General features: G+C 66.5%; 24 protein-coding genes. 6 read left to right on the plus strand and 18 right to left on the minus strand.

Annotation, left to right across the window (positions count from 1 at the left end; all coding sequences use genetic code 11):
- The first annotated feature begins 28 nt into the window (after positions 1-28).
- Positions 29-1,870 carry a dihydroxy-acid dehydratase gene (gene ilvD, locus J1M81_RS08735; RefSeq protein ID WP_032370767.1) on the plus strand — a complete coding sequence of 614 codons (1,842 nt, stop codon included), beginning with the start codon at positions 29-31 and terminating at the stop codon, positions 1,868-1,870.
- 73 nt (positions 1,871-1,943) lie between these two features.
- Here the strand turns inward: ilvD and J1M81_RS08740 are convergent, their stop codons facing one another.
- Positions 1,944-2,891 (minus strand): DoxX family protein, encoded by a 948-nt coding sequence (locus J1M81_RS08740; protein ID WP_032383431.1) that lies wholly within the window; start codon positions 2,889-2,891, stop codon positions 1,944-1,946.
- A gap of 93 nt (positions 2,892-2,984) precedes the next feature.
- On the opposite strand from J1M81_RS08740, the gene J1M81_RS08745 reads away from it, so the two are divergent.
- Positions 2,985-4,133 (plus strand): sorbosone dehydrogenase family protein, encoded by a 1,149-nt coding sequence (locus J1M81_RS08745; RefSeq protein ID WP_094717612.1) that lies wholly within the window; start codon positions 2,985-2,987, stop codon positions 4,131-4,133.
- A gap of 72 nt (positions 4,134-4,205) precedes the next feature.
- Here J1M81_RS08745 and gatB read toward each other — a convergent pair whose 3' ends face one another.
- From gatB to J1M81_RS08765, 4 genes are all read right to left on the minus strand, one after another.
- On the minus strand, positions 4,206-5,717 hold the full coding sequence (gatB, locus tag J1M81_RS08750) for an Asp-tRNA(Asn)/Glu-tRNA(Gln) amidotransferase subunit GatB (protein ID WP_206497936.1): 1,512 nt from the start codon (positions 5,715-5,717) through the stop codon (positions 4,206-4,208).
- A gap of 70 nt (positions 5,718-5,787) precedes the next feature.
- Positions 5,788-6,819, minus strand: a complete 1,032-nt coding sequence (locus J1M81_RS08755; RefSeq protein ID WP_032366581.1) for an ATP-dependent 6-phosphofructokinase — start codon at positions 6,817-6,819, stop codon at positions 5,788-5,790.
- 101 nt (positions 6,820-6,920) lie between these two features.
- A complete protein-coding gene (locus J1M81_RS08760) occupies positions 6,921-7,583 on the minus strand; it encodes a response regulator transcription factor (RefSeq protein ID WP_027496637.1) in 663 nt (220 codons plus the stop codon).
- A 10-nt stretch (positions 7,584-7,593) separates the two neighbouring features.
- A complete protein-coding gene (locus tag J1M81_RS08765) occupies positions 7,594-8,781 on the minus strand; it encodes a sensor histidine kinase (protein WP_206498048.1) in 1,188 nt (395 codons plus the stop codon).
- Positions 8,782-9,001: 220 nt separating this feature from the next.
- Between J1M81_RS08765 and J1M81_RS08770 the strand changes: the two genes are divergently transcribed.
- Both J1M81_RS08770 and J1M81_RS08775 read left to right on the plus strand, forming a co-directional pair.
- Positions 9,002-9,643: a hypothetical protein gene (locus J1M81_RS08770; protein WP_241257828.1), complete on the plus strand. Its 642-nt coding sequence runs from the start codon at positions 9,002-9,004 to the stop codon at positions 9,641-9,643.
- Positions 9,643-11,037, plus strand: coding sequence for an alpha/beta-hydrolase family protein (locus J1M81_RS08775; protein WP_206497937.1), 1,395 nt, complete (start codon positions 9,643-9,645; stop codon positions 11,035-11,037). Before J1M81_RS08770 ends, J1M81_RS08775 begins: the two co-directional genes overlap by 1 nt.
- Before the next feature lie 35 nt (positions 11,038-11,072).
- Here the strand turns inward: J1M81_RS08775 and J1M81_RS08780 are convergent, their stop codons facing one another.
- From J1M81_RS08780 to gatC, 3 genes are read right to left on the minus strand one after another with little or no spacing between them, the layout of a single operon-like run.
- Positions 11,073-12,155 (minus strand): esterase family protein, encoded by a 1,083-nt coding sequence (locus J1M81_RS08780; RefSeq protein ID WP_206497938.1) that lies wholly within the window; start codon positions 12,153-12,155, stop codon positions 11,073-11,075.
- Positions 12,156-12,161: 6 nt separating this feature from the next.
- The gene (gatA, locus tag J1M81_RS08785) at positions 12,162-13,634 is read right to left on the minus strand and encodes an Asp-tRNA(Asn)/Glu-tRNA(Gln) amidotransferase subunit GatA (protein ID WP_206497939.1); all 1,473 of its coding nucleotides are present in this window, start codon (positions 13,632-13,634) and stop codon (positions 12,162-12,164) included.
- Positions 13,631-13,930, minus strand: a complete 300-nt coding sequence (gene gatC, locus J1M81_RS08790) for an Asp-tRNA(Asn)/Glu-tRNA(Gln) amidotransferase subunit GatC (protein WP_027496634.1) — start codon at positions 13,928-13,930, stop codon at positions 13,631-13,633. The genes gatA and gatC overlap by 4 nt, the downstream gene beginning before the upstream one ends.
- A gap of 292 nt (positions 13,931-14,222) precedes the next feature.
- On the opposite strand from gatC, the gene J1M81_RS08795 reads away from it, so the two are divergent.
- A complete protein-coding gene (locus J1M81_RS08795; protein ID WP_027496633.1) occupies positions 14,223-14,873 on the plus strand; it encodes an amino acid-binding protein in 651 nt (216 codons plus the stop codon).
- Positions 14,874-14,903: 30 nt separating this feature from the next.
- Here J1M81_RS08795 and ligA read toward each other — a convergent pair whose 3' ends face one another.
- The 10 genes from ligA to J1M81_RS08845 form a co-directional block, all read right to left on the minus strand.
- Entirely contained in the window at positions 14,904-17,048 is a 2,145-nt protein-coding gene (ligA, locus tag J1M81_RS08800; protein ID WP_370878680.1) for an NAD-dependent DNA ligase LigA, read from the minus strand.
- A 54-nt stretch (positions 17,049-17,102) separates the two neighbouring features.
- Entirely contained in the window at positions 17,103-17,285 is a 183-nt protein-coding gene (locus J1M81_RS08805) for a hypothetical protein (RefSeq protein ID WP_027496631.1), read from the minus strand.
- Between the two features lie 25 nt (positions 17,286-17,310).
- Positions 17,311-18,498: a GGDEF domain-containing protein gene (locus tag J1M81_RS08810; RefSeq protein ID WP_094643045.1), complete on the minus strand. Its 1,188-nt coding sequence runs from the start codon at positions 18,496-18,498 to the stop codon at positions 17,311-17,313.
- Between the two features lie 155 nt (positions 18,499-18,653).
- Positions 18,654-19,673, minus strand: a complete 1,020-nt coding sequence (locus tag J1M81_RS08815; RefSeq protein WP_032407036.1) for a methionine synthase — start codon at positions 19,671-19,673, stop codon at positions 18,654-18,656.
- Complete coding sequence (mnmA, locus tag J1M81_RS08820) at positions 19,670-20,758, minus strand: tRNA 2-thiouridine(34) synthase MnmA (RefSeq protein WP_048318234.1); 1,089 nt, start codon at positions 20,756-20,758, stop codon at positions 19,670-19,672. Before mnmA ends, J1M81_RS08815 begins: the two co-directional genes overlap by 4 nt.
- Complete coding sequence (locus tag J1M81_RS08825; protein WP_094653032.1) at positions 20,758-21,996, minus strand: cysteine desulfurase family protein; 1,239 nt, start codon at positions 21,994-21,996, stop codon at positions 20,758-20,760. The genes mnmA and J1M81_RS08825 overlap by 1 nt, the downstream gene beginning before the upstream one ends.
- Before the next feature lie 82 nt (positions 21,997-22,078).
- A complete protein-coding gene (locus tag J1M81_RS08830) occupies positions 22,079-23,008 on the minus strand; it encodes a 1-acyl-sn-glycerol-3-phosphate acyltransferase (RefSeq protein ID WP_206497940.1) in 930 nt (309 codons plus the stop codon).
- On the minus strand, positions 23,005-23,823 hold the full coding sequence (locus J1M81_RS08835) for a GNAT family N-acetyltransferase (RefSeq protein WP_206497941.1): 819 nt from the start codon (positions 23,821-23,823) through the stop codon (positions 23,005-23,007). Before J1M81_RS08835 ends, J1M81_RS08830 begins: the two co-directional genes overlap by 4 nt.
- 153 nt (positions 23,824-23,976) lie before the next feature.
- Positions 23,977-24,933, minus strand: coding sequence for an electron transfer flavoprotein subunit alpha/FixB family protein (locus J1M81_RS08840; protein ID WP_032370761.1), 957 nt, complete (start codon positions 24,931-24,933; stop codon positions 23,977-23,979).
- A gap of 43 nt (positions 24,934-24,976) precedes the next feature.
- Positions 24,977-25,777: an electron transfer flavoprotein subunit beta/FixA family protein gene (locus J1M81_RS08845; RefSeq protein ID WP_027496624.1), complete on the minus strand. Its 801-nt coding sequence runs from the start codon at positions 25,775-25,777 to the stop codon at positions 24,977-24,979.
- Positions 25,778-25,950: 173 nt separating this feature from the next.
- On the opposite strand from J1M81_RS08845, the gene J1M81_RS08850 reads away from it, so the two are divergent.
- Positions 25,951-26,790, plus strand: coding sequence for a bifunctional 2-polyprenyl-6-hydroxyphenol methylase/3-demethylubiquinol 3-O-methyltransferase UbiG (locus J1M81_RS08850; protein ID WP_032366359.1), 840 nt, complete (start codon positions 25,951-25,953; stop codon positions 26,788-26,790).
- Positions 26,791-26,802 lie beyond the last annotated feature (12 nt).

A 26,802-nucleotide genomic window follows, 5' to 3' on the forward strand; every position in this document is an offset into this window, starting at 1 on the left:
ACCGCTGCAACGAACGAGGAACTGCACTATGCCGCCGCTACGCTCACGGGTCACCACTGTCGGACGCAATGCTGCGGGCGCGCGCTCGCTGTGGCGCGCCACCGGAATGACCGATTCGGATTTCGGTAAACCGATCGTCGCCATCGCGAACTCGTACACCCAGTTCGTACCCGGCCACGTTCACCTGAAGAACGTCGGCGAGATCGTCGCCGACGCCGTCCGCGCGGCAGGCGGAGTCCCTCGCGAGTTCCACACCATCGCCGTCGACGACGGAATCGCGATGGGGCACGGGGGCATGCTGTACTCGCTGCCCAGCCGCGAGATCATCGCCGACTCGGTCGAGTACATGGCCAACGCCCACACTGCGGACGCACTCGTGTGCATCTCCAACTGCGACAAGATCACCCCCGGCATGCTCAACGCGGCCATGCGATTGAACATCCCGGCGGTGTTCGTCTCCGGTGGGCCGATGGAGGCCGGTAAAGCTGTGGTCGTCGGAGGGGTCGCGCAGGCACCCACCGACCTGATCACCGCGATCTCTGCCAGCGCGAACGATGCCGTGTCCGAAGAGGGCCTGGACGAGGTCGAGCGCAGCGCGTGCCCGACATGCGGGTCCTGCTCGGGCATGTTCACCGCCAACTCGATGAACTGCCTCACCGAAGCGCTCGGGCTGGCGTTGCCCGGCAACGGCTCCACGCTGGCCACCCACGAGGCCCGCCGCGCCCTGTTCACCCGGGCCGGCACGACCATCGTCGAGGCGGCGATCAAGTACTACCGGGACGAGGACGAGTCGGTGCTGCCCCGCAACATCGCCACCCCGGCGGCATTCCGCAACGCGATGGCACTGGACGTGGCGATGGGCGGCTCGACCAACACCGTGCTGCACACGCTCGCGGCGGCGCAGGAGGGCGAGGTCGATTTCGATCTCGACACCATCGACGGCATCAGCCGCAAGGTGCCGTGCCTGGCCAAGGTGTCCCCCAATTCGGATTACCACATGGAAGACGTGCACCGGGCGGGTGGAATTCCCGCCCTGCTGGGTGAACTGCGGCGTGCGAATCTGCTCGAGACCGACGTCTCGACCGTCCACACGAAGAGCTTCGACGAGTGGCTCGACACGTGGGACATCCGCTCCGGTGCCGCATCCGACGAGGCGATCGAGCTGTTCCATGCCGCTCCCGGCGGTGTCCGAACCGTCGAACCGTTCTCCACGAGCAATCGCTGGTCCTCCCTCGACACCGACGCCGCGGGTGGTTGCATCCGCGATCTCGAACACGCCTACACGGTCGAGGGCGGTCTGGTGGTGCTGCGCGGCAACATCGCCGTCGACGGCGCGATTCTGAAGACCGCGGGCATCGACGAGGACCTCTTCTCGTTCCAGGGACCTGCGCTGGTCGTCGAGTCTCAGGAAGAAGCCGTCTCGGCCATCCTGCAGAAGAAGATCCAACCCGGTGACGTGCTCGTCGTGCGGTACGAGGGACCCAAGGGTGGACCGGGAATGCAGGAGATGCTGCACCCGACCGCGTTCCTCAAGGGTGCCGGTCTGGGCAAGGTCTGTGCCCTGATCACCGACGGACGGTTCTCCGGTGGTACGTCGGGCCTGTCCATCGGACACATTTCCCCCGAGGCTGCGGCCGGCGGCGTGATCGGCCTCGTCGAGAACGGCGACCAGGTCCGCATCGACGTTGCCACGCGCACGCTCGAGATCCTCGTCGACGAGGAAACTCTGGAAACTCGACGCGCGAAGATGCTCGCGTCCGAGCGGCCGTGGCAGCCGGTCGATCGACAGCGCACGGTCACGACGGCGCTGCGCGCCTACGCCGCACTGGCGACATCCGCGGACAAGGGTGCTGTGCGCTACGTGCCCTGAGCAGAAAAAGCATGTGAGTGGTTCCTCGTAGCAGGGTACGAGGAACCACTCACATGGTTGGTTGTCGACCGGATCAGCGGACGACCGGGTTCGCTCCGTTGAGGAAGATCCAGATGCACACGCCCGCAGCGATTCCCACCGCGAGTGCGAGGAACGATCCGATGCGCGGGCGGGTCGCCCAGCCGCGGCGGCCGTCGAACGCGATCTTTCCGGGTCCGGTGAGAATGATGGCCGCGGCCGCGAAGCCAAGAACGGTTTCGTACTCCACGCCGGTGGCACCGGAGAACTGCAGCCCCGGCTCTGCCACCTGCTTGAAGCACCAGGCGTTGATGATGGTCGCCAACACAGCTGCACCGGCCAGCGGCGTCGCCAGCCCCAGGATCAGCAGTGCGCCGCCGAGGGTTTCGCCGGCCGCGGCCGCGATGGCGAGGATCTCCGGGTATCGGAACCCGGACTCCTCCAGGAGATTCTGAAATCCGTCCAGCCCGGGACCGTTCCACAATCCGACGAGCTTCTGTAAGCCGTGCCCGAGGAACACTGCTCCGATGGCGACGCGTAGGACGAACAGGCCCAGATCGGTGGTGCCGCGTCGGGCCGGAACTTCCACGGTCTCGGTGCGCACCGGGGCTGCCGGGGCGGCGACTGCCGAATCGGAGGACTCACCGAGATACTCCGTCGGACGATCCGAGTACGCGTTCGAGGTGGCACCGGCCGTCGTAGCCGTCGTAGGCGTCTGGGTCGGCGAGTCGGCGAAGGCCGACGGACGGTACGTCGGGATCTTCTCTGTCGGTGCCGCATCGGTGCTCCGCTTGTCGGATGCGGAGGAATTCGGGAAGTCCAACTCGTCGTCGGTTCGGGGCAGACGATCCGAACGCTGCGCACCGAACGCTGTGGTCGATGCACCGGACGCGTCGGAACCCGAACGCGTGGGCGAAATCTTCTCGGTGGGGTTGTCGTACGGGCTCTCGGCCGGTTCGTACGAGGGATCCTGCTGGTTGGGGTCACGCGGTGTATCGGTCACCTCCCCACACTAAGGCCGACAACCCCGCGCCACCGACGTTGACGCTCACGGCCGCGTGGCGCGTCGGACTCGACGTTCCGTAACGTTCGAACCATGAAGCCGCTCGGAGCATCGTCACGAACTGCCCGCGCGGCTGTGGTCGCCCTGTCGACGACGGCTGTTCTGCTCGCCGGGTGCGCCCGATTCGACGATTCCAACTCGTCCCCGTTCACCCCCGCGCCGGATGTCGGAGCTGCCGAACTCAAACCCACCACACCCAGCGAGACCTCGCCCCCGGCGGGTCCGAATGCCCCGCAGCCCGTCTCGGGACCGTGCGTGGATCCCGACCCGGCAGTGATCGCCACCTGCCTCGACACCACGGGCGGACTCGTAGCTCTTCCCGACGGACAGAGCAGCCTCGTGGCAGAACGCAGGACCGGCCGCATCATGGAGGTCACCGCAGGCCGGACGCCACAGCAGGTGGCCACGATCCCCGTCGACGGCACGGGCGACGGAGGTCTGCTGGACATCGCACTCTCGCCCACGTACGCCGAGGACAAACTGCTCTACGCGCTGATCACGACGGCGTCGGATACGCGGGTCGTTCGGCTCGCGCAGGGGGACGTACCCAAGGACATCCTGACCGGAATCCCCCGCGGGGCCGCGGGAGTTCGAGGTTCCCTCGAGTTCTACACGCCGAACGAACTTCTGGTGTTGACCGGCGACAACGGCGATCCCGTCGCCGCCGCCAACCCGAACTCGTTGTCCGGCAAGCTGTTACGCGTGACATCACTGTCGCCCACTCCCACTCCCCCGCGTCCGGGTATCGCGCTCAGTGGCATCGGTACAGCGGGCGACGTGTGCACCGACGGCAGCGGGAACATCTACGTCACCGACCGCACCGCCACCGAGGATCGCCTGCAGCGCATCGACAAGCTGGGAGCAGTGTTCTCCCCGGTGTGGACCTGGCCCGACCGTCCGGGTGTGGCCGGGTGCGCCGCCGGTCAGAGCGGCGTCGCGGTTGCTCTCACCACAGCGAAAGCTGTTGCAGCACTGGCCACGGACCCAAACACCGGAGCGGTGTCCGCCGAGCCGACCCTGTTGATCCAGGACAAGTACGGGCAGTTGAACGGGGCGACCAGCACGAGCGACGGTCAGATTCTGGTGGGGACGGTGAACAAGAACGGCACTGCCGTCGGCCCCACCGACGACCGCGTCGTCAAGGTGCCGTTCCCTGCCGGCGGTGGTGGCGGCTTCGACTGATCCGACAGCTCCTTCGAACGACCAGGGCGGCCGGGCAGCAATCGCTGCCCGGCCGCCCTGCTCATGCGTCGATCAGGACTGACCGCACGCCGCCAGCACGAGTTCCTTGACTCGGGCGGCATCGGCTTGTCCCCGCGTCGCCTTCATCACCGCGCCGACGATGGCACCGGCGGCCTGGACCTTGCCACTGCGAATCTTGTCCACCACACCGGGGTTCGCGGCAAGTGCTTCGTCGACGGCGGCTTGGAGCTTGGTGTCGTCCTTCTCCAACACCAGGTTCCGCGCCGACATCACCTCTGCGGGCTCGCCCTCACCGGCCAAGACGCCGTCCACGATCTGACGGGCACCGTTGTTGTTGACCTTGCCGTCGGCCACCAAGGCTGCCACCTCGGCCACCTGAGCCGGAGTGATCGCCAGATCCCCCAATTCGACGCCGGCGATGTTGGCCTGCTGCGCCAGGTACGACACCCACCACGACCGCGCAGCCTGCGCCGACGCGCCCGCGTCGACGGTCGCCGCCACGAGTTCGAGAGCACCCGAGTTGACCAAGTCGCGCATCTCCTCGTCGGAGACGCCCCAGTCCTTCTGAATTCGCCCGCGGCGCAACCACGGCAGCTCGGGCAGAGTGGCTCGCAGCTCCTCGATCCACGCCGCATCCGGGGCCACGGGAGCGAGGTCGGGTTCCGGGAAGTAGCGGTAGTCCTCCGCGGTCTCCTTCTTCCGGCCCGCCGTGGTCGTGCCGTCGGACTCCTGGAAATGTCGGGTTTCCTGCGTCACCTCGCCGCCGGATTCGAGCACCGCAGCCTGACGGCGCATCTCGTAGCGCACGGCGACCTCGACGCTCTTGAGCGAGTTGACGTTCTTCGTCTCGGTGCGAGTACCGAACTCGGTGGCCGACTTCCGCATCAACGAGACGTTGGCATCGCAGCGCAACGAACCCTGATCCATCCGCACGTCCGAGACGTTCAACGACTTCAACAGGTCACGCAATGCGGTCACGTACGCCCGCGCCACCTCCGGTGCCCGCTCACCGGTACCGGTGATGGTCTTGGTCACGATCTCCACCAGGGGCACACCGGCGCGGTTGTAGTCGAGCAACGAATGCGACGCGCCCTCGATTCGTCCGGTTGCGCCACCGACGTGCGTCGACTTGCCGGTGTCTTCCTCCATGTGGGCACGCTCGATCTCGACGCGGAACGTACTGCCGTCGTCGAGCACGACGTCGAGGTAACCCTCCGTGGCGATCGGCTCGTCGTACTGCGAGATCTGGTAGTTCTTAGGCTGATCCGGGTAGAAGTAGTTCTTCCGCGCGAACCGTCCCCACGGAGTGATCGAGCAATTGAGCGCCAGCCCGATACGGATCGCCGACTCCACCGCAGCAGCGTTGACCACCGGCAGTGCGCCGGGGAGGCTCAGGCACACCGGGCACACCTGCGTATTGGGCTCCGCACCGAACGCGGTGGGGCAACCACAGAACATCTTGGTGGCCGTACCCAACTCGACGTGGACCTCCATGCCGAGCACGGGGTCGAACGTGGCGAGCACATCGTCGTAATCGATCAGATCGACGGTTGCAGCAGTCATGCTCCGTAGTTTATGCATTGCATTCGCCACCCGAGTAACCACGTGTCCTCGGGCACCGATCGCCTCGGGGTCAGCCGAAGAACGCTGCCGCGTCGTCGTACCGGGTCTGAGGGACCCGCTTGAGTTGTTTGGTGGCCTCGGCCAACGACACCAGGCCGATCTCGGCACCGCGCAGCGACACCATCTTTCCGAAGTCTCCGGAATGCGCGGCATCGGTGGCGTTGACACCGAATCGCGTTGCGAGCACACGGTCGTACGGAGTGGGAGTGCCGCCGCGCTGCACGTGACCGAGCACCGTGGTGCGTACCTCTTTGTTGATGCGACGTTCGATCTCGACGCCGAGCTGATGTGCGACTCCGGTGAATCGGACGTGACCGAATTCGTCGATACCGCCGTCGAGCAATTGCATCGAACCTTCGACGGGCTTGGCCCCCTCGGCCACGACGCAGATGAAGTGGGAGTCGCCCCGCTGAAAACGTTTGCGCACCAACGTGCATACCTCTTCGACGTCGAAGGGCTGCTCCGGGATGAGAGTCATGTGCGAGCCCGAGGCCAATCCCGCGTGCAACGCGATCCAGCCTGCGTGTCGCCCCATCACCTCCACCAGCATCACTCGCTGGTGCGATTCGGCGGTGCTGTGCAGTCGGTCGATCGCATCGGTGGCGATGGTGAGCGCCGTGTCGAAGCCGAATGTGACGTCGGTGCAATCGATGTCGTTGTCGATCGTCTTGGGGACACCGACCACCGGTACGCCCTCCTCGGACAGCCACGCAGCTGCCGTCAGAGTTCCTTCACCGCCGATCGGAATCAACACGTCGATGCCGTTGTCCTCGAGGGTCTGCTTGACTCGGTCGAGACCGGCCCGCAACACGTCGGGGTTGGTTCGAGCCGTCCCGAGCATGGTGCCGCCCTTGGTGAGCAGCCGGTCGTTGCGGTCGTCGTTGCGCAGCTGGACCCGACGGTCTTCGAGAAGCCCGCGCCACCCGTCCTGGAATCCGACGACCGTGGAGCCGTATCGCGCGTCGGCAGTGCGAACGACAGCGCGGATCACCGCATTGAGCCCTGGGCAATCGCCGCCTCCGGTCAGAACTCCGATGCGCATCGATTTTGGCCTCTCTGCTCGCAGGCCCGCGGACCGGACCGAAGTGACGAACATCAGCCTAATCGGGCGTGGGTCCCCGCGCGCGCCGGTACCGGTCGGCCTCACTTGGGCGTGACGACACCGGTTTCGTAGGCCAGCACGACCGCCTGCGCGCGGTCGCGTAGCCCGAGCTTGCTCAGCACCTTGCCCACATGGGTCTTGACCGTCTGTTCGGCCAAGAACAGCGCACCTGCAATTTCCGCATTGGACATGCCGGTCGCGATGAGTTCGAGAACCTCGCGCTCGCGCGGCGTCAGATCGGCCAGGCGGGAAGGAGTGTTCCTCCGCGCTCCGCGACGGGTCGTGACGTCGGAGATGAGGCGTCGGGTCACCGACGGTGCCAGTAGCGCATCGCCGGCCGCGACGACTCGTACGCCTCTGATCAGTTCCTCGGCCGGCGCGTCCTTGAGGAGGAATCCGCTGGCCCCGAGAGCCAGGGCCTCGTAGACGTAATCGTCGATGTCGAAGGTCGTCAGCATCAGGACGCGGACCGGCGACGCGTGCGACGCGGACAGGATCGCGCGGGCCGCGTCGAGCCCGTTCATCTCGGGCATGCGCACGTCCATCAGCACCACGTCCGGCAACAGCCGCGCTACCTCCCTGACGGCGGTACGACCGTTGTCGGCGTCGCCGACGACCGAGATGTCGTCCTGCGCGCCGAGCAGTGCACCGAACCCCTGCCGCACCATCGCTTGATCGTCGGCGATGAACACCGTTGTAACCACGCGTGACAGCCTAAACCGCGTCGCCGGCGTCAGCCGTTGCCGGCGGAGTCGACATTCCGGTCGGCACACGAACCGCAACCTCGAACCCACCGCCGGGCAGAGGGGCGGCATGCAGCCGGCCGTGTGCGGCCTGCGCTCGCTCGCGCATTCCCGCGATTCCGTGCCCGCCGCAATCGCTTCCGGGAGTGCGGGAGATGCTCGGGTTCGGAGCCGGTGCGTTGACCACCGTCATGTCCACGACGGCAGGGCCGATCGCGATATTGACCTCCACCTCGGCTTCGGGCGCATGGCGCGCGGCATTGGACAGCGATTCCTGCAGAATACGGAACAGGGCCAGTCCTGTTGTCTCCGAGACCGATTCGACGGTACCGGCGATGGCCCACCGCACATTCATGCCCGCTCTGCGACTTGCCTGCAATGTGCGTTCGAGATCCAGTGCACTCGGCGCGGGCGCGTCCTGCATCTGCGCTCCATCACTACGCAGTACCCCGAGCATCCCCCGGATCTCGTTGAGCGCCTCGCGTGCACTCGCGCCGATCGACTCGAATTCCCGAGCCGCGGCCGGTGACACGTCGTCCAGTCGGTACGGCGCGCTCTGGGCCTGAACGACGACCATCGACATGTGGTGTGCCACGACGTCGTGCAGATCGCGGGCGATCTTCGCCCTCTCCTCGAGAATCGTGCGGCGAGTGCGTTCGAGTTCGCTGACCTCCTCCTGCTGCGCGAGCTGCCTGCGCGAGAGAACGAGCCACCGGATCAGCAGCCCGAACACGACCACGGCAGTCAGGCCAACCGACCACCCGATTCCGTCGGAGCTCGGCATGTACGCGAAGAACACCAGCATGCTGGCCAACCACGCCACCAACAGCACCTGCGCCGGAGAACGCAGCGCGACCGCGAACAGCAACGCCAACAGGACGAGGATGTGCACCACTTGCCACGGATAGTCGTAATCCGGAACGCGGTCGAACGCCGCCGGAATCACCAACGCGGACAGCGCCGATACCGCCCACCCCATCGCGGGATTGAGTCTGATCAGAGCGAACGGAAACGCCGCCAACGCTGCGACGAACGGTAGCAACGGAACCGAAACCTGATGCGTGACCGTCAGTGTCGGCCACGCGATCGAGTACAGAATTACCGTCACCGCGATGATCAGCACGTCGACCGAACGGACGCCGCCGATCTGCTCGGGCACCCGGCGCCGAGCACGTACCCCGAGTTCGAGACTCGTCGACCTTTTCTTTCGCACGTCTCGAGCCTAGGCAGCATCGACCGCCGGCGTCCTCGTACCGGGGTATCGGTTCGGCATGGCTCGGAGGTATCAGGACCGCGTCGAACCGGTCCCGGGGGCACTCACCACAGCCGAACCTCGGAGCGATGCTCGCCTCGGCCGGCCGAACTTAGCGTCGATCCTCATGAGCCGGAACATATCTCGCACCCTGATGTGCGTGGCAGCTGCCATCGTCGTCGTGACCGCCACGACGGGAGCAGCAACGTCGTCACCCACCGAGGACCGTCGCTCCCCCGTGGCACCGACCGTTCGTGCACTGGTCACCGAACCCGCCGAGGACGCTGCGTCGACCATCCCGAGCGACTTCGCAGACGTCATGGGCTACCGGCCCGCGGTGCAGGACGGGATGGCGAGCAATCCCGGCGGGGATTGCTCGTCCCCGATCCCACTGCCACCCGAGTTCGAGGCTGCGTGCCGAGCCCACGACCTGGGATACGACCTGCTCCGGTACGCGAGCGCGACGGGAACGACCGTCGACCCACAATGGCGCAGGGCGATCGACGCCCAACTCGACAGTCGCATGCACGACGCCTGTGACCATCGCACCGAGGAGGGGGCCCGGCAGATCTGCGACGCAGCTGCGGTCGTGGCGGCCACGGCAGTCGACCTCAATTCCTGGCGACAATCGTTCGGTGCACCGGTCGCCGAACCCGCCATGCCCCTGACACTGTTCGGAGCCGTGCTGGCGCTGACGCTGCTGATCGCACTCGTTGTCGCGCGGTACCGGCGTGTGTCGATGACCCCGACCCTCACCTACCGACGCTGATGTCCACCACGGCCATCCCGAACCGTGGGGTCGAGACCCCGGTCGCATCGGATATCCTCTCGCCCAACCGTATTCGCTTGCCGAGACTCGGCACGTCGGTGTCCGTTGCAGCGGCTGTGGCGATCTCCTCGGCTCCGTCACTTCTGCCCCGCTCCACCGCCACCGCAGCCCTGTTCACCGGAATCATGGTGGCACTCGCTCTGACGGTCGCATGGGCGGGCCGACGGGTGTTCGGGCGACGACGGCCCGCGTCGCTACGACTACGAGCGTGGACCGTCGTCACTGCTGCACTGATCTCGAGCGTTGCGTTGGCCTCGAACATGCACTGGCAGAATCGATTACGAGCCGCGATGGACGTCGAGCCGGTGAGCTGGAGCTACGCCGTCGACGTTACCGGGGGTGCCCTGTGCGTTGCGCTCGTACTGTGCGGAGCCGGTAGCGCGCTACGGCGAATCTGCTCCACTCTGGGCCGGAACCGTTGCGTGGCAATGCTCGTCACGGTCGCTGCGCTGTTATACACCCTGGCCGTTCCGTTCGTGCGGTCCACTCTGTCGGCCTCGTACTCGGCCTCGAACTCTGCGATGGACGACGCAGTGGCCGCCCCGACATCGGAGACGAGATCCGGCGGTCCCGGATCCTCGGCACCGTGGCGCACGCTGGGACGCGAGGGCCGCGCGTTCGCGTCGGGAGGGCAGGATCTCGACACCGTACGGACGTACGTGGGACTCGAGTCGGCCGCGACACCGGACGAGCGTGTGGCACTGGCCGTCTCCGAGATGGAACGGGCTGGAGCCTTCGAACGCAGCGTCGTCGTGGTCGCGATTCCCACCGGGTCCGGCTGGGTGGACGAGAATGCGATCACCGGGGCCGAAAGAACGTTCGGCGGTGACGTCGCGACGGTGGCGGTGCAGTACTCCGACAAGCCGAGTTGGGCGACCTTCCTGTTCGCCGAGGACGACGCCCGCCGGTCCGCGAACGCCGTGGTTCGAGCGGTCGCCACACGAGCGGCGGCGGAGCCGACCACACCGAAAGTCGTCGTGTACGGCCAGAGCCTGGGTTCGGTTGCAGGAAGTGATGCGTACCTTGCCGTGCAACAGAACATTTCGTCACTCTGCGGAGCTGTCTGGGCCGGCCCGCCCGCGGGATCGGTCGACACCGACGGTGCCGCCGTCCTGGCCAACTCCTCGGACCCCGTCGCGCGATGGTCTCTCGATCTGTTGTGGTCGCCGCCGGATACGACGACGTTCACGACTGACGCCCCACGGCCGCCGTGGTTGCCTGTCGTCGGCTTCCTGCAGACGTCCGTCGACCTGCTCGCCGCATTGGATGTCACGTCGGGCCACGGCCATCGATACGGGACCGACCAAGGCGAGGCCATGGCTCGCTGCCGCTAACGAGAGGGGCCGCCGGAAAAGGGAGTGCTGGTCCGTCAGCCGAGCAGACCGAGCCGATTGCCGAGCCAGTCCATCTCCTGATCGAGCGCCGGAGCCCAGACCTGCATCGAGTGTCCTCCCGGCAGCTCGCTGTAGTGCACATCCATGCCCGCGGCGGCGGCTGCCCGGTAGGACCGCTCGGTCTGCGGCCTGAACTCCTCGTCGTCGGCTCCGACGACGAAGGCACCGGCAGAGTCGGGAAAGCTGTTGCGGGAGAGCACGTTCAGCGGCGTAGAACGATCGAACCGATCCTCGTCGGCCGGTGTGTCCGCCCCGTACGCAGCAAGGACCGACTCCGCTCTGGTGCCACGACGTTGTTCGTCCTCACCGGAGATGTCGAGAAATGTGGGGTACGCCGACGGGTCCATCGTCGCGAGCTGAAGGGCGCAGGTTCCGCCGTAGGAGTACCCGCCGACCGCCCAGGATCGCGGGTCCGAGGACACGTGGAGGTTCGACCGAACCCACTGCGGGACATCGACTGTCAGATACGTCGCAGCATTACCGAGGTCCGAATCCATGCACATCGGGTTGGCTTCGGTGTCCCCCAGTCCGTCGGCGACGACGACAACCGGGGCGACGCCGCCGTGCCGTGCCGCGAACGCGTCCATCGTCTGCGGTAGTCGACCACCTTCGATCCAGTCGACCACGTGGCCGGGCTGTCCGGTGAGCAACACCAGTACCGGGAGGTCGTCCGCTCCGTCGTCGTACGCGGCCGGGAGATAGACCGTCGCCGGACGAGCACGGAACTGCGACACCGTGCCGGGCACCTCCACGTCGAACAACCGGCCGTGTCCTTCGACGTGCACGACCGGCGCACGCCCGAGTGCCGACGCGGCCGTGGGGTACCGGGTCACCGTCAGGTTGGTCAGTACGGCGGTCGCCACCAGGAGCGCCGCTGCCAGGCCCAGTGCGCTCAGCCCACCGACGGGCGAGCCGAGCGGACGGCCACGGCGGATGCGAACCACGATCGCACCGGCGGCCACGATCGCCAGCACCGTGGCCGCCGCCAATCCGATGACCGGGACCGCTCCACCGAGCAAGGGCAGATGCGCCAACCGGGCGGCCCACCGATGCAACACCTCGAACTACCGCAGATCGCCGCGGGCAACCTCGTACGCAGCGCCGACGCGGTAGAGCCGCTCGTCTGCGAACGCGGGAGCCATGATCTGCAGACCCACCGGCAGACCGTCCTCGGACGCCAGACCGGACGGCACCGACATCGCGCAGTGGCCGGCGAGGTTGGTGGGCAGGGTGCACAGATCGTTGAGATACATCGCCATCGGGTCGTCGACTTTGTCGCCCAACGGGAATGCCGTCGTCGGGGTCGTCGGCGATACGAGCACATCCACCTTCTCGTATGCCGCGTCGAAATCCTGCGCGATCAAGGTGCGGACCTTCAGGGCCGACCCGTAGTACGCGTCGTAGTAACCGGCCGACAGCGCGTAGGTGCCGATCATGATGCGGCGCTTGACCTCCGGCCCGAACCCCTGAGCGCGGGTGGTGGCCATGACCGACTCGGCGCTGTGGTGGCCGTCGTCGCCCGCACGCAGGCCGTACCGCATTCCGTCGAACCGAGCCAGGTTGGACGACACCTCGGACGGGAGAATCAGGTAGTACGCAGCCAATGCGTGGACGAAGTTGGGGCACGACACCTCGACCACCTCGGCACCGAGTGAGGTCAATGCGGCCACGGCGGCGTCGAAGGACGAGATGACACCGGACTGATAGTTGTCCGAGTGCAACTCCTTGACCACACCCACCTTCACTCCGGTCAGGTCGCCGCGAGCGCCCTCTCGGGCCGCCTCGACGACGGGACGAACCGGGGTGTCGACCGACGTGGAATCCCGCGGGTCGTAACCCGCGATGACCTCGTGCAGCAACGCGGTGTCGAGCACCGTACGACCACAGGGTCCACCCTGATCCAGCGAGGAGGCGCAGGCGATGAGTCCGTACCGCGAGACGCTGCCGTACGTCGGCTTGGTTCCCACGGTGCCGGTCAGTGCCGCGGGCTGCCGGATGGATCCACCGGTGTCGGTGCCGATGGCCAACGGTGCCTGGAACGAGGCGAGCGCAGCCGCGCTTCCGCCTCCCGAGCCGCCCGGAATCCGGGTGGTGTCCCAGGGGTTCTTGGTCGGTCCGTACGCGGAGTTCTCGGTCGAGGAGCCCATCGCGAACTCGTCCATGTTGGTCTTGCCGAGAACCGGAATGCCCGCGGCTCGCAGCTTCGAGGTCAGCGTCGCGTCGTACGGCGACACCCACCCGTCGAGAATCTTCGAGCCGGCGGTGGTCGGCATGTCGGTGGTGGTGAACACGTCCTTGAGCGCCAACGGCACCCCGGCGAGCGGTGAGGCCGGTGCCGAGCCCGCGGCCAGCCCGGCGTCGACGTCGTTGGCCGCGGCCAGCGCCTGCGCGCTCGCCACATGCAGAAAAGCGTGAAGGTCGCCGTCGACCTCGGCAATCCGATCCAGATGTGCCCGGGTCACCTCCACCGCACTGACGTCACGCGAGTGGATACGGTCGGCGAGCTCGGACGCGTCGAGCTTGGTCAGGTCGGTCATTCGCTCTCTCCCAGAATCTGCGGCACCGCGAAACGGCCCTCCTCGGCATTCGGTGCTCCGGACAGCGACTGCTCCGGCGTCAGACCGGGAACGATCACGTCGGGACGCGTCACATTGACGATGTCGCTGGGGTTGGCTGTCGGCGCAACGTCGTCCGTCGCCACCTCGGCGACGGTCTTGACGTGATGGAGGATCGAATCCAACTGGCCGGCGAACTCGTCGAGTTCGGCGTCGCTGAGAGCCAAGCGCGACAGCCGGGCGAGGTGAGCGACCTCGTCGCGGGAGATATCGGGCACCGCGTAGACCCCTTTCACACAGTAGGAGTGGGGCCTGCAGGAACCGGCCCCGTATTTGCGCAGAGCGAACCGCACAGGTCCGCGAACGCGGTCCAGCCTAGTGCGCACCGTTTCGCCGACCTCACTCCCGGTCAGCGGTCTCGATCGGCCGCCGATCTCGCCCGCACGAGTGTCAGAATTGTCACGTCCCGCGTTGCGTGTCGAGCCGGCCAGGTCGAAGATGCAAAGATTGCTCGCGCCGGGGGTGCACAGTGTTCCCTGAACTACGCCAGACGTCGAAAGGGAGCGTGCCATGTCCTACCTGCTCCGCGTGCAGCTGCCCGACCGGCCGGGCAGCCTCGGATCGCTGGCCGTGGCCCTCGGCTCGGTCGGAGCGGACATCCTCTCGCTCGACGTCATCGAACGCGGCGACGGCTACGCGGTCGACGACCTGGTGGTCGACGTTGCGCCCGGTTCGCTTCCCGACACACTGATCACTGCAGCCGAGAACCTCACCGACGTCCGCGTCGACTCGATCCGCCCGTACACCGGCGTTCTCGACACCCATCGCGAACTGGAACTGATCGACCGGGTCGCAGCGGCATCCGACGACCGTCTGCAAGTTCTGGTCGACGGCGCTCCCCGCGTTCTGCGCGTGGGCTGGAGCACCGTGGTGGCCACCAACGCGCACGGTCCGTTCCGCCTGGTCGGTAGCCCGGGCGCACCCGAAACACACGCCGCCGAACTGCCCTGGTTCCCGTTGACCTCTCCCGCTGCACTCGACTCCGACGCAGACTGGGTACCTCAGGTGTGGCGGGACATGGACACCAAGATCGCTGCCGCTCCCCTCGGCACCACCGGCACCGTGCTGATGCTCGGCCGGCCGGGAGGGCCCGAGTTCAGGCCGTCGGAGGTAGCCCGGCTCGGTTACCTCGCCGGGATCGTCGCAACCGTCCTTACCTGATCACCGGAACTCGCCCGGTCTCCCCTACTGCTACGCGTCGGTGTCCGTCGTCGGCTCCGACACTGCGTCCGGGCCCTCGGTCAACAGACGCGTGAACCCTGCCTCGTCCAGGACCGGTACGCCGAGCTCGACGGCCTTGTCGTGCTTCGAACCGGGCGATTCACCGACGACGACGAACGCCGTCTTCTTCGAAACCGAACCTGCGGCCTTTCCACCCCGCAGCAAGATCGCTTCTTTGGCCTCGTCGCGCGAGTAGGAGTCGAGCGAACCGGTGACGACGATCGACAGGCCTTCCAGATTTCGCTCGATGGAGGCGTCTCGCTCGTCCTCCATCCGCACACCGGCATTCCGCCATTTCTCCACGATGGCCCTGTGCCAGTCGACCTCGAACCATTCGGACACAGCAGCCGCGATGGTGCCGCCCACCCCGTCCACCGCCGACAACTCCTCGACGGACGCTGCTTCGATGCGCTCGAGGCTGCCGAATTCTCCGGCGAGGGCTCGTGCAGCTGAGGGGCCGACGTGGCGAATGGACAGGCTCACCAGCACTCGCCACAGAGGCTGATTCTTGGCGGAGGACAGATTGTCGAGCAGTTTGCGCCCGGTGGCCGACAATGCGCCCGATTTCGTGCGGAAGATCGCAGTCTTCATCAGGTCTTCTTCGGTGAGCGAGAACAAATCGCCCTCGTCCTCGATCGCACCGGTGGCCAGAAGATCCGTCGCCGCTTCGTATCCGAGACCCTCGATGTCGAAACGCTGCCGTTCGGCCACGAAGAACACACGCTCACGGCGTTGCGCCGGGCAGAACTGCGAATTGGGGCAGCGCAGGTCCGCGTCGCCGTCCTTCGCCGGTGCCAACGGCGTCGAGCATTCCGGGCATTCGGTGGGCATGACGAATTCGGTCTCGTCGCCGGTCCTGGCGTCGACGACCGGGCCGAGCACCTCCGGAATGACCTCTCCCGCTTTGCGAATCGTGACGGTGTCACCGATCAGAACACCCTTGCGCTTGACCTCCGACGCGTTGTGCAGGGTCGCGAGAGACACCGTGGACCCCGCGACGAGCACCGGCGTCATGTACGCGAACGGAGTCACTCGACCGGTTCGGCCGACGCTGACGCGAATGTCCAGCAGGGTGGTGGTGACTTCCTCAGGTGGGTATTTGTACGCGATGGCCCACCGCGGTGCTCGCGACGTCGTTCCGAGCCGACGGTGCAACGACATCTCGTCGATCTTGACCACCAGGCCGTCGATCTCGTGCTCGACGTCGTGGCGGTGCTTGTCCCAGTACTCGACCTTCTCGACGACGGCATCGATGCCCTGCACGCGCGTCGTGTGGGTCGAGATCGGCAGACCCCACGCCTGCAGAGCCTCGTAGGCGTGCCACTGCGAATCGGGGGTGAAGCCGACCATCCGTCCGAATCCGTGACAGATCATGCCGAGACGCCGCTTCGAGGTCACGGCCGGGTTCTTTTGGCGCAGCGAGCCCGCCGCCGAGTTCCGTGGATTGGCGAACGGGGGTTTGCCCTCTTCGACGAGCGCCGCGTTGAGCGCCTGAAAGTCCTCGAGCCGGAAGAACACCTCACCGCGCACCTCGAGCAGCTCCGGAATCGGATATTCGGCGCTGCCGGTCAAGGTATCGGGGATGTCGTCGATCGTCCGAGCATTGAGCGTGACGTCCTCGCCGGTCCGCCCGTCACCTCGGGTCGCACCGCGCACGAGAGTGCCGTTCTCGTACACCAGGTTCAACGCCACACCGTCGATCTTGACTTCGCACAGGTAGTGCAGATCCGGACCGGCCTCGGTCTCGACCCGCTTGGCCCACGCACGGAGCTCGTCGTGATCGAACACGTTGTCCAAGCTCAGCATTCGTTCCAGATGGTCGACGGCGGTGAACTCCGTCGCGAAACCACCGCCCACGAGTTGGGTCGGTGAGTCGGCCGTACGCAGGTCCGGGTGGGCTTGTTCGAGATCGTTCAGTTCGCGCAGCAGGGCATCGAATTCACCGTCCGAGACGATGGGCGAATCACGTACGTAGTAGCGGAATTGATGTCCACGTACTTCCTCGGCCAGTGTCTGCCACCGCTCGCGGTCGGCAGGGGTGGCAGGATCGAGTTCGACTCCGGCAGCCTCGGCGGCATCGTCGGTTCCTGCAGGCAGTTCGGTCGGCTCAGGCACGTGACGAAGATTATCCGACGGCACCGACATCGAAACGATCCTGCGTCCGGAAGGCTATCTGCCCATCAGGCCCAGCAGCAGGGTGGCGGCGATCAACGCCACCGCGCAAATTCCGGCAGTCAGCGCGAATCCGGTCAGGAAGTCGTCGGAGTAGATACCGCCGAGGACGGAGGCCATCACCGAGAGCAGGACACCGGCGGGCAGACCGCGCCGCTGGGCGTCCGAGAGTCGATACATGTCTCGATCATCGCAGATCCCCGTGTCAGATCTCGTCGACGACCACACTGTTCCCGCCGGACTGCTTGGACCGGTACATCGCCGCGTCCGCCGTGCGAGCCGCTCGTCCCACGACGGAGGTGCCCACGTCCCACAGCGCGGAGTCCTCACGCAGCAGTGCCATACCGACGCTCGCCGTGACCGGAATGTCGTCCCGGTGGTCGCACAGCACGCGCACCACATCGACGCCGAGGTCGACGGTGCTCTGCGCATGTCCGACGACGGCCAGCAGAAATTCTTCGCCACCGGTTCGCGCGAGCACTCCGCCGTGGTGGCGGGCGAGTCTGCGCAGCCGATCCGCGACCCGGACGATGACCTCGTCGCCCCGGCTGTGGCCGTAGCGGTCGTTGACGGCCTTGAACTTGTCGATGTCGACCACCAGGAACGCCATCGACAGTCCGCGTTTGTTCGCGAGCTGCCACAGGTCGAGCAGTTCACTGTCGATACCGCGGCGGTTGTACACCCCGGTCAGAGGGTCGAGTACCGACCGCTTGGCGTCGTTGGACAACGTCGTCCACGCCACCTGCGCGAACACCGGTACCGCCACCGTTGCCAGCAACAGCACCACCGTCGCCGTCGCGACCGCCGGTCCGTCGACGGCAACCACCTCGCCGTCCATCACAGCGAGGAACGTGCGAATACCGAAGCCGATGATGAACGTCGCCGTCCACACCAGGTGGGCGACGAGCAATCGAGGGCTGAGGAAATACGTACAGAACGCTCCGGTGACGGCGAACAGCACCGTTCCGATCAGGGACGCGACCGGCGCGTACAACACCAGCACCGAGGTGGTCAGAATGTCGCCGAACGCCAGGAACCCGACGAAGAACTTCTTCCCGGGGATCGGGCCGAACACGCACCGTGCGGCAACGAGTACCTGCATGAACAGGACGAAGAAGACCCACCCGATTGCCGGCGAGCCGGTGGGGCCGAGATCGCTGAACAACATGAGAATCGACGTGAGGGCATACATCAGGACGGCGGTGCCGAAGACGACCCGGATGATTCCCGTCAGTGGACGAGTGGACCGGTGGTTGAGGATCCATTCGAAGTCGTGCGGAGCCCGGTACCAATCCGACGTGGCGGCGGCGAGTTTGGCCAGAACTCCGCGTCGATGCCGGCCGGAACGTCGGAGGGAGGCGACTTCATCGAAGCCGCGACCACCTGATGCCATGTACGAACTCCCACCGATTCAAAGCAGACCCCCGACGGCCGTGTGAATGATGTCACACCTGTTGTACGTCCCGAACGACCCGGGACGGAGCCGCAGGACGCTCCAGGCATTCCGACTCGGCACACTGTGTTTCGTCACAATGTCCCGGTCCGTGGTCACAACGATTCGGGTGCGTCCCGATAAGCCGCGACAACCTCGTGGGTGAGAGCCGTTGCTCGACGAGCCCACTCGGGCGTGCTTCCGGCCAAGCCGCAGGACGGCGTCACCGACACCTGCGAAGCGAGTATCGAACGATCGAAGCCGAGGCTGTCGACCAACTTCACACCGGGCTCGGCGCACTCGCGCCACAAGTGTGGTCGGTCCGGGGTTGCCGACGGCACCGATCCCAGTACGAGGGTCTTGCCGGCCTGGAGCAGCTCTCCCAGCGCATCGAGGTCGGTTCGGCGCAGCTCGTGTGCATCCACGGCCACCGCGACGGCTCGGGTTCGGCGCAGCAGATCGACGGGAGCTCCCCCGTCACAGCAGTGCACAGCGACCGGTAACGCGATGGTGTCGATCAGTGAGTCGAGCAGGTCCAGAACCTCCGGTTCCGGGATCGCGCGCACCGAGTCGATACCGGTGATCCCGGTCAGACTGCCCGCGAGAACGGCGGCGAGACTGGGTTCGTCGAGTTGGACCACCACGTTCGCCGAGAGTCTGCGTGCCACTTCTGCGCAGTGCAGGCGCAGCCCTTCGCCGAGGGATTCCGCGAAGTGCCGTAGAGCGCCGCGGTCGGTCAGCGCGCGGTGTCCGTGCCGCAATTCGACCTGCGCGGCCATGGTGAACGGTCCTGCAGCCTGCACCTTGATGGTCCGGCCGGCACCGCGTAGTCCCGCAACCTCCCACAGTTCCTCGAGCACGTCCAGATCCTCGGTGAGAAAGTCGGTCGCACGGCGACCGGCCAGCATCGGACGCGGTACGACGCGGTAGCCCGACGTCCGGACGTCGAGTTCGACGTCGACCATGATGGCTCCGGTGCGGCCGATCATGTCGGCACCGAGCCCGCGCCCTGGCAGTTCGACCACGTGTGGCAGTTCACCCAGCTCGCCGAGGACGATGGCGACGGCCTCACGAACGTCGGTGCCGGGCCACGAACCTATGCCGGTCGCCAGCCCTCCGAACGTGCTCGGGGTCACTCGCGCTCGGATCGGGTGCCCGAGATGGTCGAGCTGCCGATCACGATGTCACCGTGAATGTCCTTGCGGTACAACACCGCTGCCTGCCCTTTGGCGACACCGGTCAAGGGTGCCCGGAGCTGGATCTCCATCCCGTCGCCGACGGCCTCGGCAACCGCGTCGGTCAGCCCGCCGTGCGCCCGAACCTGTACGACGCATTCGATGGGCCCGGTGGGCGCGGTGCCCTCGGTCCACACTGCGCGGTCTCCGGTGATGGACCAGACGTCCAGCTTCTGCGCCGAACCGACCATGACGGTGCCGGTGTCCGGTTCGATCGAGGTGACGTAGCGCGGACGGCCGTCCACGGCCGGTCCTTCCACCCCGAGACCCTTACGCTGGCCGATGGTGAAGCCGTGCACACCGTCGTGGTCCGCCAACTCGACTCCGGTCTCGGAGTCGACGACCTTGCCGGGACGAACACCGATGTGTGCGCCGAGGAAGGCCCGGGTGTCGCCCGAGGGAATGAAGCAGATGTCGTGACTGTCCGGCTTGTCGGCGACGGCGAGACCCCGCTCGGCTGCTTCCTCGCGAATCTCGGACTTGGGGGTGTCGCCGATGGGGAACATCGCACGCGAAAGCTGTCCTCGGTTCAGGACGGCCAGCACGTAGGACTGATCCTTGTCGGCGTCCACCGCACGCCGCAGAACTCCGTCGTGCAGTTGCGCGTAGTGCCCGGTCGCGACGGCGTCGAAGCCCAGTGCCAACGCGCGGTCCGCGAGCGCGGAGAACTTGATCTTCTCGTTGCACCGCAGGCACGGGTTGGGAGTCTCCCCCGCGGCGTACGAGGCGACGAAGTCGTCGATGACGTCTTCTTTGAACCGATCCGCGAAGTCCCAGACGTAGAACGGTATTCCGAGGACGTCGGCAGCTCGGCGTGCATCCCCGGCGTCTTCTTTCGAGCAGCACCCGCGAGAGCCGGTCCGCAGCGCCCCGGGAGCGGTGGACAGCGCCAGGTGAACGCCCACGACGTCGTGCCCCTCGTCGACGGCTCGAGCCGCGGCGACTGCGGAGTCGACTCCCCCGCTCATGGCAGCAAGAACACGCATCAGCGATTTCCTCCTCGAGCTCCGACGCCAGCAAGTCCGGCGGCACGAGCACGTTCGACGACCTGCGGCAGGGCCGCAAGCACAGTGGTGATGTCCGAATCGGACGAGCCGGTTCCCAAAGAGAACCGAAGGGATCCGCGGGCCACGCCCGGATCGCACCCGAGCGCGATCAGAACATGGCTCGCGCTCGCCACACCCGCCGTGCAGGCGGATCCCGTCGAACATTCTATGCCCGCGGCGTCGAGAAGCATCAACAGCGAATCCCCCTCGCACCCGGGGAAGGTGAAGTGCACGTTTCCGGCGAGCCGCCCGTCGCCCTCCGGGCCGTTGAGGATGGCGTCGGGCACCACCTCGCGAACCCCGGTGATGAGTCGATCACGCAACGCGCGAGTTCGTTCCCCGTGCAGCGACAGGTTCTGCACCGTCGATCGCAGTGCGGCCGCCATCGCGACGACGCCGGCCGTGTCGGGCGTGCCGGACCGGACGTCACGTTCGTGACCACCACCGTGGAACAGCGGCACGCACGGGACCTGACGGCCCAGCAACAGGGCTCCGACGCCCTGCGGGCCCCCGAACTTGTGCGCAGCGATACTCAGGGCGGAAAGACCGCTGTCGGCGAATCCCACTGGTAGGTGCGGTACGGCCTGCACTGCGTCGCTGTGCATCGGAACGCCGTACTCCGCGGCCACCGATGCGAGTTCGGCGATCGGCATGACGGTGCCGATCTCGTTGTTGGCCCACATGACCGTCACCAGCGCGGTCTCGTCTGCGTGCAGAGCCAGCTCGGCGCGCAGCACATCGGGGGTGACCCGGCCCTCGTCGTCGACCGGGAGCCAGGTGACACTCGCCCCTTCGTGCGCGACGAGCCACTCCACCGCGTCGAGCACGGCGTGATGCTCCACCGAGCTGGCGATGATCCTGGTCAGTGCGGCGTTCGAGTCTCGACGGGCCGAAAAGATGCCCTTGACGGCGAGATTGTCGCTTTCGGTACCACCGGAGGTGAAGATCACCTCGGACGGGCGCGCACCGAGGTCCGCGGCGATCGACTCGCGAGATTCCTCGACCCGGCGACGGGCGGACCGGCCCGAGGTGTGCAGCGACGATGCGTTCCCGACGGTGCCGAACACGGAGTTCATCGCCTCGATCGCACACGGCAACATGGGAGTGGTCGCGGCGTGATCGAGGTACACCGATGGCTGCGGCGGGGTGGGGGCAGGCGTACTGCGCACAGAAGGCATAACGCGCTCGACGATACCCGGTCGAGCGACCGCGGACCTACCTGCGCGAGGTGGGTCCACGGTCGCCCGGGTCAGCTGCGAATCAGGCGGCTGCAACCGTCGGCGCGCTGGGGCTTCGCTCGGCTTCGGCCATCACTTCGTGCACCGTCGGGTCGTAGACGTCCTTCCGGGGTCGTTCCGCAGGCTCCACTCCGTCGTCGCGTCGAATCGCCACCTCGCAGCGCCGCGCGAGGTCGTGTCGATCGCCGCCGGGCGCTTCCGGGGCGGTGAACTCGACCTCGGCGCGCAGTCCGGCGAGCCGGAAGATGCGGCCGATCGACGCTCCGATCGTCTCGTCTCCGACGAAGCACGTCGCGGTGGTCGGTTCGCCGTGTCGATCGAGATAGCGCAGCCGGATGGGCTGCACCCACGTCTCGGAATCGATGGCAGCCTGCAACAGAGCCGGGCGAAGCGATCCGTAGGCCAACCCACACCAGGTGGTGGCCTCGGGGAACACCACGACCGAAGCGCCCGCGCGGATTCGGTCGGCAACCTGGTCGACAACGGCCGGGAGCTCACGCAGTCGCGCGCGATCGATGGGAAGCACCTTCATCGCCCGGGCCAGTCGCCCGAGCAGCGGCCAGTCCACCAGATCGGCTCGGGCAACGAACGTCGACGGGCGCACTGCCGTGAGGACGACGACGTCGGTCCACGAAATGTGTCCGGAGACGTGCAGGGCACCACCTGCCGTACGCGACCGCTCTCGCTCCGAGCGTGTATCGAGCACGGTGAGATCGATGCCGATGGCCGATAGCAGCATCCGAGCGCCCAGCCGCGTCAATGCATGCCGAACCCGGGGAAAGGGCACCCCCAGGACGACCAACAGCGGCAACAGCGCGAAGGCCGCGATTGCCGCAACGATGCGCAGAACGAGGACGATTCGACGCACCGTCGGCGGATTCTTCGGCAGACACCCGTCACTGCACGGCGAGGACGGCATCCAGGCGTGTGCGCGAACCAGGGGTTGCGTCATCGGGCACCCGACTCGAATGTCGTTGCTGCAGAACGAAGACGGTCCAGATACCTGGTGTTGGCCTCGTGCAGGCCGAGGAGCGCGACGAAATCCGCCACTCCGAATTCCGGGTCGTGGGCGGGCTCACCGCAGATGGAGGCACCGAGCCGGAGGTAACCGTTCATCAACGGCGGCATGGTCGCTCGCTTCGCCGCCGGAATGTCGAGGAGATCGACGCCGTCGACGACCACGGGGTTGTAGGGCACGACCCGCCTGTCGACCGCTGTCGCGTGTCGATCCAACAGCCGGTCGCGAACACCACGCACGTTGGCCCCGACCGCTTCCCCGGGAGCCGATTGCATCGGAACCGACACGCAACCCATCACCCACTCGTATCCCGTCACGTCGAGGTAGTGCAGGATTCCCGCCCACATCAGGCCGAGGACCGACCCCGATCGGTGGTCGGGATGCACAGCAGCCCTGCCCATTTCGACGATGTTCATCCCGACCGGATCGAGCGCGGAGATGTCGAATTCGGTTGCGGTGTAATAGCCGCCTGCCGACACCGCGGCCTGCGGCGGCAACATGCGATAGCAACCGACGAACGTGTCGGTCCACTGGTCGCGAACGAGAAGGTGGTCGCAGAAATCGTCGAACCGGTCGGCGTCCAGACCGTCCGTGTCGGCGGGTATGGCAAAGCCGGGCTCGGAAGCGAACACGTCGTAGCGCAGGCGCTGCGCCGCGAGTCGGTGTTCGGGGTCGGTGGACAACACGAGCGAATAGCGGTCGGTGGCCGGGACGATCGATGCGGTCGAGCTCATGACGGAAGTGGTCATGAGGTGTGTCTAACGAGCGGGGAAGACTACCGGGCATCGCCGAGGAGAAGTGTCGGAAGAGTTTGCATGAACACGATTGCGCCCGTCGAAACGCGACGGGCCCCCACCGCAATCGCGATGAGGGCCCGTCGAGCAGAGATTTTCGCCGAGAGGCTATCCCTTGTGCTTCTTGACGGCCTCGGTCAGCTGAGGCGCGACGTTGAACAGGTCACCGACGATGCCGTAGTCGGCGATCTCGAAGATGGGTGCTTCCTCGTCCTTGTTCACCGCGACGATGGTCTTCGAGGTCTGCATGCCGGCACGGTGCTGGATGGCTCCGGAAATGCCGAGTGCAACGTACAGCTGCGGGGAGACGGTCTTGCCCGTCTGGCCCACCTGGAACTGGCCCGGGTAGTAACCGGAGTCCACGGCGGCACGCGAGGCACCCACTGCGGCACCCAGCGAATCTGCCAGATCCTCGACGACGGTGAACTTGTCGGCGCTGCCGACGCCACGTCCACCGGAGACGACGACCGTTGCTTCGGTCAGTTCCGGACGGTCGCCGCCGACGATCGGGTCACGCGAGGTGACCTTGACGGTGCCCTCTTCCTGCGCCGGGACGTCGACGGTCTCGCGGGTTCCCGCTCCGGCCTTCGGCTCTGCCTCGACTGCGCCGGGGCGCAGCGAGAGGACGGGGACGTCGCCGTTGGCCTTGGCCTCGACGGTGAACGCACCACCGAAGATGGAGTAGACGGCACTGCCGTCGCCGTTGATAGCGACGACGTCGTTGTGGTAGCCCGAGCCCAGACGGGCGGCGAGGCGGCCGGCAACTTCCTTGCCCTCGATCGTCGCTGCGGTGATGATCGCCGCAGGCGAGACCGACTCGGCCAGGGACGACAGGACGTCGACCTTCGGCGTGACGAGAAAACCGTCGACGTCGTCGGACTCGGCGACGTAGATCTTCTCGGCACCGGCCTCGGTCAACGCGTCGGCGACCTTGTCGGCGGTACCGACCGGGCCGGTGACGACCGCGGACGGCTCACCCAGTGCGCGGGCCGCGGTGATCAGCTCGGAGCTGACCTTCTTCAGTGTTCCTTCGACGTGCTCCACGAGCACGAGTACTTCTGCCATGACTTTGCTCCTCGTTGGTCTTCGATTGCTCGGTGGGGCGGGATCAGATGATCTTCTGGCCTACGAGGTAGGTGGCGATCTTGTCGCCGCCGTCGCCCTCGTCGGTGAGCCGCTCGCCGGCAGTCTTGGGAGGCTTGGGGGTGGACGAGGTGACCGTCGTTCCGGCGTTGTCGACGCCGACGATGCCGTCCTCGACACCGATGTCGGCCAGAGTGATGGTCTGCACCGTCTTCTTCTTGGCGGCCATGATTCCCTTGAACGACGGGAACCGCGGCTCGTTGATCTTCTCGGTGACGCTCACGATGGCGGGCAGCGTGGCTTCGAGTCCGAAGATGCCCTCGTCGGTCTCGCGCTCGCCGGTGACCTTGCCGTCTGCGACGGACAGCTTGCGCAGCTGCGTCAAGGCCGGGATCTGCAGGTATTCGGCGATGATCGCCGGAACTGCGCCGGTGCGGCCGTCGGTGGCCTCGTTACCCGCGATGATGAGATCGGCAGGCTCGTCGTTCTCGAACGCGACGTTGCCCAGTGCCGCAGCCAGGGCGTACCCGGTCTGGATGGCGTCGGAGCCGTGCAGGCTCGGGTCGTTGAGGTGTACCGCGCTGTCCGCGCCCATCGACAGAGCCTTGCGGATCGCGTCGGTGGCGCGATCGGGGCCTGCGGACAGAACCTTGACCTCACCGCCCTGAGCTTCCTTGATGAGCAGGGCTTCTTCGACGGCCCGCTCGTTGATCTCGTCGAGAACGGCGTCTGCAGCCTCGCGATCGAGGGTGTAGTCACCGTCGCTGAGCTTGCGCTCGGACCATGTGTCTGGAACCTGCTTGATCAAAACAACGATGTTCGTCATGGGTCTGCGTCGACCTCCTGGTCATGTTCTGCTGATCGTGAGTGTTCTAACGGTTGCTGCAAGTCGAACGGTTGGTGCAGTTCTACGTTCCGCTACGAGGTTACCCCACCGTAGTTACTGGTGGGTAACTTACCTCCCTGCCCGGTCGACCATACATCCGCACCCCGACTGTTATGGAGACCACGTTGGCTTACCTCATCGCCGGAGGCACTAACCTTCCGTCGGTGAACGATTCATCGGCTCGGACACCGGCACCGGAACCACTCCCCCTCACCGGCGAGCGGACTGTGCCCGGCATCGCCGAGGAGAACTACTGGTTCCGCCGTCACGAGGTGGTCTACCGTGCCCTCGCAGAGCGGTGCCGCGACCGCACGGTGCTCGAAGCCGGATCGGGAGAAGGCTACGGAGCCAACATGATTGCCGAGGTTGCGGCCTGCGTCGTCGGCCTCGACTACGACGTCTCGGCCGCGACGCACGTCCACGCGCGCTACCCCGCGGTGACGATGGTGCGCGGCAATCTCGACCGCCTTCCGTTCGCGGATTCCTCGGTCGGCGTCGTCGTCAACTTCCAGGTCATCGAACACCTCTGGGATCAAGGAGCGTTCCTGGCCGAAGTGCACCGCGTCCTCGAGCCCGGCGGCACGCTGTTGATCAGCACACCGAACCGCATCACCTTCTCGCCCGGACGCGACACTCCCCTCAACCCCTTCCACACCCGCGAACTCGACGCGGCAGAACTGACCGAGTTGCTCGTCGCCGCCCGCCTCGAGGTCACCGAGCTCACCGGAGTCCGGCACGGCAGCACGCTGGCCGCCCTCGACGCCAAACACGGCGGATCCTTCATCGACGCACAGATCGAACGAGCACTCGCCGGTGAACCCTGGCCTGCCGAACTCGCCGAGGACGTCGCCGCGATCACCATCGCCGACTTCGACATCGCGGCCGATCGAATCGACGACAGCCTCGACCTGGTCGCCGTCGCCCGAAAGAGCTCGGCTGCGGTGATCGGGTGACATCCGGTGCCA

It is taken from the genome of Rhodococcus sp. KRD175 (genome assembly GCF_017168275.1).
Lineage (GTDB): Bacteria > Actinomycetota > Actinomycetes > Mycobacteriales > Mycobacteriaceae > Rhodococcoides > Rhodococcoides fascians.

Excerpts from the sequence above, each read along its gene's own strand:
- J1M81_RS08795 (WP_027496633.1), top strand. The coding sequence starts at position 14,223 with ATGTCCTACCTGCTCCGCGTGCAGCTGCCCGACCGGCCGGGCAGCCTC.
- J1M81_RS08845 (WP_027496624.1), bottom strand. The coding sequence starts at position 25,777 with ATGACGAACATCGTTGTTTTGATCAAGCAGGTTCCAGACACATGGTCC.
- J1M81_RS08770 (WP_241257828.1), top strand. The coding sequence starts at position 9,002 with ATGAGCCGGAACATATCTCGCACCCTGATGTGCGTGGCAGCTGCCATC.
- J1M81_RS08840 (WP_032370761.1), bottom strand. The coding sequence starts at position 24,933 with ATGGCAGAAGTACTCGTGCTCGTGGAGCACGTCGAAGGAACACTGAAG.
- J1M81_RS08805 (WP_027496631.1), bottom strand. The coding sequence starts at position 17,285 with ATGTATCGACTCTCGGACGCCCAGCGGCGCGGTCTGCCCGCCGGTGTC.
- J1M81_RS08775 (WP_206497937.1), top strand. The coding sequence starts at position 9,643 with ATGTCCACCACGGCCATCCCGAACCGTGGGGTCGAGACCCCGGTCGCA.
- J1M81_RS08835 (WP_206497941.1), bottom strand. The coding sequence starts at position 23,823 with ATGACCACTTCCGTCATGAGCTCGACCGCATCGATCGTCCCGGCCACC.
- J1M81_RS08850 (WP_032366359.1), top strand. The coding sequence starts at position 25,951 with ATGGAGACCACGTTGGCTTACCTCATCGCCGGAGGCACTAACCTTCCG.
- gatA (WP_206497939.1), bottom strand. The coding sequence starts at position 13,634 with ATGACCGACCTGACCAAGCTCGACGCGTCCGAGCTCGCCGACCGTATC.
- gatB (WP_206497936.1), bottom strand. The coding sequence starts at position 5,717 with ATGACTGCTGCAACCGTCGATCTGATCGATTACGACGATGTGCTCGCC.
- J1M81_RS08825 (WP_094653032.1), bottom strand. The coding sequence starts at position 21,996 with ATGCCTTCTGTGCGCAGTACGCCTGCCCCCACCCCGCCGCAGCCATCG.
- J1M81_RS08830 (WP_206497940.1), bottom strand. The coding sequence starts at position 23,008 with ATGACGCAACCCCTGGTTCGCGCACACGCCTGGATGCCGTCCTCGCCG.
- J1M81_RS08745 (WP_094717612.1), top strand. The coding sequence starts at position 2,985 with ATGAAGCCGCTCGGAGCATCGTCACGAACTGCCCGCGCGGCTGTGGTC.
- mnmA (WP_048318234.1), bottom strand. The coding sequence starts at position 20,758 with ATGCGTGTTCTTGCTGCCATGAGCGGGGGAGTCGACTCCGCAGTCGCC.
- J1M81_RS08755 (WP_032366581.1), bottom strand. The coding sequence starts at position 6,819 with ATGCGCATCGGAGTTCTGACCGGAGGCGGCGATTGCCCAGGGCTCAAT.
- J1M81_RS08810 (WP_094643045.1), bottom strand. The coding sequence starts at position 18,498 with ATGGCATCAGGTGGTCGCGGCTTCGATGAAGTCGCCTCCCTCCGACGT.
- ilvD (WP_032370767.1), top strand. The coding sequence starts at position 29 with ATGCCGCCGCTACGCTCACGGGTCACCACTGTCGGACGCAATGCTGCG.